Annotated in this window: 7 protein-coding genes; 6 read left to right on the forward strand and 1 reads right to left on the reverse strand. The window is 54.5% G+C overall.

The window, feature by feature from the left end; translation table 11 throughout:
• From RTK01_RS15490 to RTK01_RS15510, 5 genes are all read left to right on the forward strand, one after another.
• Positions 1 to 267 (forward strand): hypothetical protein (locus RTK01_RS15490; RefSeq protein ID WP_312281840.1); only part of this gene is annotated, 267 nt, incomplete at its 5' end.
• Between the two features lie 191 nt (positions 268 to 458).
• Positions 459 to 1292: a VanW family protein gene (locus RTK01_RS15495; protein WP_312281841.1), complete on the forward strand. Its 834-nt coding sequence runs from the start codon at positions 459 to 461 to the stop codon at positions 1290 to 1292.
• A 128-nt stretch (positions 1293 to 1420) separates the two neighbouring features.
• Complete coding sequence (gene sfsA / locus RTK01_RS15500) at positions 1421 to 2101, forward strand: DNA/RNA nuclease SfsA (RefSeq protein WP_312281842.1); 681 nt, start codon at positions 1421 to 1423, stop codon at positions 2099 to 2101.
• 67 nt (positions 2102 to 2168) lie between these two features.
• Complete coding sequence (locus tag RTK01_RS15505; protein WP_397353047.1) at positions 2169 to 2702, forward strand: manganese efflux pump MntP family protein; 534 nt, start codon at positions 2169 to 2171, stop codon at positions 2700 to 2702.
• A gap of 102 nt (positions 2703 to 2804) precedes the next feature.
• On the forward strand, positions 2805 to 3818 hold the full coding sequence (locus RTK01_RS15510) for a Na/Pi symporter (RefSeq protein ID WP_312281844.1): 1014 nt from the start codon (positions 2805 to 2807) through the stop codon (positions 3816 to 3818).
• Between the two features lie 63 nt (positions 3819 to 3881).
• Here RTK01_RS15510 and gdhA read toward each other — a convergent pair whose 3' ends face one another.
• Positions 3882 to 5234: an NADP-specific glutamate dehydrogenase gene (gdhA, locus tag RTK01_RS15515; protein ID WP_312281845.1), complete on the reverse strand. Its 1353-nt coding sequence runs from the start codon at positions 5232 to 5234 to the stop codon at positions 3882 to 3884.
• A 318-nt stretch (positions 5235 to 5552) separates the two neighbouring features.
• Between gdhA and RTK01_RS15520 the strand changes: the two genes are divergently transcribed.
• Positions 5553 to 6119, forward strand: coding sequence for a phosphoribosyltransferase family protein (locus tag RTK01_RS15520; RefSeq protein ID WP_312281846.1), 567 nt, complete (start codon positions 5553 to 5555; stop codon positions 6117 to 6119).
• Positions 6120 to 6382: the final 263 nt, after the last annotated feature.

The raw sequence follows: 6382 nt of genomic DNA on the forward strand, positions 1-6382 counted from the left end.
ACACAGAGCGGACAGTCAAATGACTGTCCGCTCTGTCTTTTTATCTTTCCGTTTCGGGTTTCCTTTGGCGTTTGCGTTACCCTTGCGGATGCGTTTCAGCGTCGGCCTTGTCAATGGGTCTTGAAGCTGTACTTTGGATTCTGCTGTTTGTTTAGCCAATCTGCGCAGAAATGCGGGCTGCGCTTATGGGGGATATTGTGGGATATATTCGATGCACCTATGGCCTTTGGAGGATTACCGATCAATTTATTCATGCTCGTTTTTTGAGAACGTGTATTTTAGAGTAGGAAACCGCTGAATTCATGTGATTTGAGCTAAAACTGCCTTATTAAAATATGATTTGGTTGTGGACTGTCACTTTTATACTTTATCTGGTTGCTGTTAAATTTTTTAGAAAGAAATTATAAAACTGAATCAGGATTGGGAAAGAATTTCGAGAATTGGAGGTAAGGCTGAACATGAATGAAGCGGAGATCCGAAGTCTGCGTCCGCCCATTCGCCGCAGTTGGCTGCGACTGTGGGCTGGAAAGCGCTGGTATGCATGGCGACGTTTTTTGCTCTGGCATTCCGGAAGGTTCCGTTTTGCAAAGGAACGGCGGGAGGCTTGTCTGCCGTGCATTTATTTCTCCCACGCCACGCCCCTGCTGCGGGACCTTCAGGGTGCAGAAATGCGCTATCAGCACAATAAAATTACCAATTTAAAGCTGGCGGCGGCTCGGTTGGACGGAATCCTGCTGCGGCCCCGTGAAACCTTCAGCTTTTGGCGTCTTGTTGGAAAACCGACTCGCCACAAGGGCTATCTTGATGGGATGGTGCTGTTTTTGGGGCATATTGGCTATGATGTTGGCGGTGGACTCTGCCAGATGACGAATCTCATTTTCTGGATGACACTCCACACGCCGCTGACAGTGATCGAACGCTATCGCCATTCCCACGACGTTTTTCCGGATTCCAACCGCACCCTGCCCTTTGGAAGTGGCGCTACCTGCGCCTATCCTTACCGGGATTTGATGATTCGCAACGACACGGATCAGACCTTTCAGCTCCGTGTCTGGGTGGGGGCGCAAAGTCTGGAAGGAGAATGGCTGGCAGAGCGGCCTCCGGAGCACTGCTATGAGATTGTAGAGCGCAATCACCGGATGGATCGCGGCCCGTGGGGCGGATACGTCCGCCACAACGAGTTGTATCGCCAACGGTGGACAATTGAAGGCATATTTTTAGACGAATTATTTTTGTTGGAGAATAATGCAATTATGATGTACAATCCGCTTCTGTCGCAAGGCAATGATTGAGGAACAGAGTAGAAGAATACAGTTGGTTGATTTTCAACATGGGGGCCTTTTTTGGTTGCGTCGCCGGGGGAGTTGTGTTAAACTGATAACTGCACATTGCCTTGCGTAGCACGGGAGGAGGGAAGCCGATGAGATATGGAACGGTGCTTCCCGGTCGCTTCGCGGAGCGGCCCAACCGCTTTATCGCGCTGGTGGACACGGCGGAAGGCCGGGTTGTGTGCCATGTGAAAAACACAGGCCGGTGCCGGGAGCTACTTCTCCCAGGTGCAAGGGTCTATCTGGAGCGGGCGAAGAATCCCGCGAGAAAGACCGCCTATGATTTGATCGCGGTGGAAAAGGGCGGACTGCTGGTGAATATGGATGCGCAGGCCCCCAACCGCGTGTTTGGCGAGTGGGCGGCGGAAGGCGGTTTTCTTCCGGACGTGAAGAGCATAAAGCCGGAATATACTTACGGCGCGTCCCGCATCGACTTTTGTCTGGAGACGGGCCAAGGGCCTCATTTGGTGGAGGTCAAGGGCGTGACGCTGGAGGAAAATGGCCACGCCCGGTTTCCGGACGCACCTACGGAGCGGGGTGTTAAGCACATCCACGAGCTGCGCCGCGCGGTGGAGCAGGGGCTTGCGGGCACGCTGTTCTTTGTGGTGCAAATGGAGGATATGCTGGATGTGTCGCCTAATGACGCGACGCACCCGGCCTTTGGCGCCGCACTGCGGGAAGCGGCGGCAGCGGGTGTTCTTGTGCGGGCATTTGACTGCACGGTAACGCCCGACAGCATTGCGATTCGGGGAGAAATTCCCGTGCTTTTGTGAGTTACAAGGATGGGAGCGGGATCTTTTGGGACTTTTTGAACTGCTGCTGGTGGGCGTTGGCCTGTCTATGGACGCATTTGCCGTGGCAATTTGTCAGGGGCTCTGTATGCGGAAGCTTCGTTGGGGCCACGCCTTTGTGGTGGCTTTGTTTTTTGGAGGATTTCAGGCGGTAATGCCTTTTCTGGGCTGGCTGCTGGGGTCCCGGTTCGCCATGTATATTCAGAGTGTGGACCACTGGGTAGCCTTTGCCCTGCTTGCCATCATCGGTGGAAACATGATACGCGAGGGCTGCGGAAAAGAGGAAGAGGAGACGGCCTGTGCTGTGACGGAGAGGGTGGACCTGAAGCAACTGACGGTGCTGGCCTTTGCTACCAGCATCGACGCGCTGGCGGTTGGGGTGACCTTCGCGTTTTTAAATGTGCGCATCGTACCGGCCATTTCCATCATCGGGTTTGTAACATTTCTCCTGTCTCTGACGGGCGTGGCGGTTGGAAATTACTTCGGGGCGCGGTACAAGCGCCGCGCGGAGCTGAGCGGAGGGATTCTCCTGATTTTGATGGGTGCAAGAATTTTGCTTGAGCACCTTAGGTTTTTTTCCTGACAGAATCAGTGCATACCGGGCAGAGGTGACTTTCAGTCGCCTCTGCCCGGTCTTTTTTTTGCTTGCGCTCATATTCTTTTTCAGGAGAAAAGGGGGGAAGCTATGCAGAGCCTTTGGACAATGCTTGGCGGCGTGGTGCTGTTTCTGTTTGGAATTACGCTGTTGGGGGAATATCTGCGGGAGCTTGAGGGCGGACGGGCAGAGCGGCTGCTGCGTCGCGCTACGAACGGCCGGTGGCGGGGGTTTCTGCTGGGATTTTTGGTCACGGCAGTGGTGCAGTCCTCCTCCGCCGTGACGGTGATGACCGTATCTCTGGCGGATGCGGGAATTTTATCCCTTGAGCAGATTATTCCAGTAATGATTGGAAGTAATTTGGGCACCACTGCCACCGCTTGGCTGCTATGCTTCCGAACGGAGACGTCTGCTGCGCCGGAGCTAACGGTAATTTTGGCGTGTATAGGACTTTTGATTTACCTGTTGGTTCCCAGACGGAGGGTATGGGGTGGGCTGCTGCTGGCTCTGTTTTTGCTGCTGGTTGGAATGGAGCGGATGGCTGCCGCTGCCGCGCCGATCGCGGGGACAGCGGCCTTCCGCCGACTGACGGAGTTGGCGGTCAATCCTCTGACAACGCTTCTAGCGGGGGCGATCTTCACCGGCATAATCCAAAGCTCCAGCGCCTCCATAGGACTGTTGCAGGCGTTTTCAACTGCAGGCTCGGTGACTTGGGGAATGGGGGTGCCTTTGGTGCTGGGAGGGAATATCGGCACCTGCGTCACGGTCTTGCTGGCCTCTGTGGGCTGCGGCGCAAACGCCAAGCGGGCTGCGTTTGCGCATTTAAAATTCAATATTCTTGGAACGGTAGTACTGCTGCCGCTATGGCTGCTGTTTGGTGCGCCGCTGCATGATCGCCTCATCAATTCCGTGGGAATTGCCGTGGTGCACACGGTGTTTAATCTGCTCTCCGCCGTATTTTTGCTTCCGGCGTTTGATGGGCTGACCGGATTTTTTACGTTTCCGCCAAAGAAGAGAAGGAGACTGTCCTGCGGCTTTCCGACGCAGAATAGAAAGCGTGCAGCAGGGACGAATTTCGGAAAAGAGAAACTCGCAAGAAAATAAAAAAAGGCTCGCGGAAACAATTTGGTTCCGCGAGCCGCGTTTATGAGATAAAGAAAAGCTTTTTTAGAACTGGCCCTGCTGCATCATGGCCTCAGCAACCTTCTTGAAGCCAGCGATGTTGGCGCCAGCCACCAGGTCGTAGCCCAGACCATACTCCTCAGCCGCCTCGGCGGACATGCTGTGAATGGTGACCATCATCTTCTTCAGCTGCGCGTCAACCTCTTCCGCAGTCCAGACCAGACGCTCGGAGTTCTGAGACATCTCCAGCGCAGAGACGCCCACGCCGCCGGCGTTAACAGCCTTGGAGGGAGCAACGACCATGTGCTTCTGGCCGCGCAGATATTCCAGAGCGTCGTTGGTGGTGGGCATGTTGGCGACTTCGATGTAATACTTCACGCCGGACGCGGCAATCTTCTTGGCCCACTCCAGATTGACGTCGTTCTGCATAGCGGCGGGCATAAGGATATCCACGTCCTTGTGGCCCCAGTGCTTGGTGTCTTCCACAAATTCGCAGCCGAACTTCTCGGCGTAGGGCTTGCAGTGCATGGGGTCCTTGGCGCGCATGTCAAGGATGAAGTTCAGCTTCTCGTCGGTGTTGATACCGTCGGCATCATGGACATAGCCGTCGGGGCCAGCCATGTAAGTAACCTTGGCGCCAAGCTCGGCAGCCTTCTTCATGATACCCCAAGCCACGTTGCCGTAGCCGGAGACGGCGATGCGCTTGCCCTCGATGGAGTCGTTCTCGTGCTTGAGAACCTCGCACAGATAGTACACTGCGCCAAAGCCAGTGGCCTCGGGACGGATCAGGCTGCCGCCGAAGCTGAGGCCCTTGCCGGTGATGACGCCGTTCTCCCACACGCCCTTCAGGCGGCGGTACTGGCCGTACAGATAGCCGATTTCGCGGGCGCCCACGCCCATGTCGCCGGCGGGAATGTCAATGTCGGGCCCGATGTAGCGATACAGCGCGGTCATGAAACTCTGGCAGAAACGCAGCACTTCGGCGTCGGACTTGCCAGCGGGATCGAAGTCGGAACCGCCCTTGGCGCCGCCGATGGGCAGGCCGGTCAGGCTGTTCTTAAAGGTCTGCTCAAAGCCCAGAAACTTGATGATGCCCTCGTACACATTCTTCTGGAAGCGCAGGCCGCCCTTGTAGGGGCCGATGGCGCCGTTGAACTGGCAACGCCAGCCACGGTTGGTATGCCAATTGCCCTGATCGTCTTCCCAAGTCACGCGGAAGGTGAACATACGCTCCGGCTCCACCATGCGGGTAAGCAGGTCGACCTTCTCGTATTCGGGGTGCTTCTCAATGACGGGCTCCAGAGAAGAGAAGACCTCCTCCACGGTCTGGACGAACTCGGGCTCGTTGCCGTGCTTGGCCTTTACATTTTCCAGTACGCTGGCAAGATATGCATTCATCAAAAACTTCCTCCTTCATTTTTTAACGGCGATTTTTGCATAAAACAACTGAAATTATCATGTTTGCGCTTTAATTATTCTAGCACTTTCCATGTATGGAAGCAAGCATCCTTTTCTTCATATGGGTCATTTTCGTTCCATATGACGGAAAAAATTCATGCAGGTTTTTGTGCAGTTTAACAAAGAAATGCAAGATAGACGTCTTTTTGTGGAAAATTGGGACTTTACATTGACTTTTTAAGATAGGCCTATATAATAAATATGTTTGGGACCCGGGGAAAATCGGAAATTCGACTGTGTTGTTGGAGGAGTTTTACTATGCGGCAAACATATAAAACAAATATCGCGGGACTGGAGCGAGAGCTGCCCATCTGCAAGGTGACGGACGATTTATACATCGGTGCGTTCATCTGCTTTGGCGACGCGGAGATTACCGTTGCCTGCGCCCGGGAGCTTTTGAAGCTGGTGCCTCAGGCCGACTATGACTATATGCTTACGGCGGAAGCCAAAAGCATTCCTCTGATTCACGAAATGGCCCGCCAGTCCGGCGCGAAGCGCTATTTTATTGCCCGGAAGGGTCTCAAGGCCTATATGCCCGACCCCATTTATGTGGAAGACCGGTCCATCACCACCGCAGGGTCCCAACGGCTGTATCTGGGCCGGGACGACGCGGACCTCATCCGTGGAAAGCGGGTGTTGCTGATGGACGACGTGATTTCCACGGGCGGCTCCATGCACGCCATGGAGGCACTGGTGGAGTTGGCGGGAGGGACCACAGCGGGCCGCATCGCGGTGTTTGCCGAGGGAGACGCACAGGTACGGAGCGACATCCGGTATCTGGCGCCCCTGCCTCTGTTCAACCCCGACGGAACGGTAAAATGCTGAAAAGATGAAAAGCTGTAGACGGATTGCCGTCTCCCGCTTCTTTTTGGGGACTGCCTTCGGAATAGAAGCGCCGCCGCTCTTTTCCATGCCGCATACCCCTGATGAGCTGCCTTTGGGCTCTCTCCAATAGCTTCTGACAAGCGTGAACGGTCGGCTCATATTTCGGTGCAGAAAATGCGCTTTACCTTTATTTTAGATAGACGCCATAACCTTCGAACACGGGTATGCTATCGATTGATAGATGAGAAATAGGATAGTAATAA

This window comes from Oscillibacter sp. (genome assembly GCF_031978065.1).
In the GTDB taxonomy this organism is placed as follows: domain Bacteria; phylum Bacillota; class Clostridia; order Oscillospirales; family Oscillospiraceae; genus Oscillibacter.

Coding starts and splice junctions, on each gene's coding strand:
- RTK01_RS15495 (WP_312281841.1), top strand. CDS start 459: ATGAATGAAGCGGAGATCCGAAGTCTGCGTCCGCCCATTCGCCGCAGT.
- sfsA (WP_312281842.1), top strand. CDS start 1,421: ATGAGATATGGAACGGTGCTTCCCGGTCGCTTCGCGGAGCGGCCCAAC.
- RTK01_RS15505 (WP_397353047.1), top strand. CDS start 2,169: ATGGACGCATTTGCCGTGGCAATTTGTCAGGGGCTCTGTATGCGGAAG.
- RTK01_RS15510 (WP_312281844.1), top strand. CDS start 2,805: ATGCAGAGCCTTTGGACAATGCTTGGCGGCGTGGTGCTGTTTCTGTTT.
- gdhA (WP_312281845.1), bottom strand. CDS start 5,234: ATGAATGCATATCTTGCCAGCGTACTGGAAAATGTAAAGGCCAAGCAC.
- RTK01_RS15520 (WP_312281846.1), top strand. CDS start 5,553: ATGCGGCAAACATATAAAACAAATATCGCGGGACTGGAGCGAGAGCTG.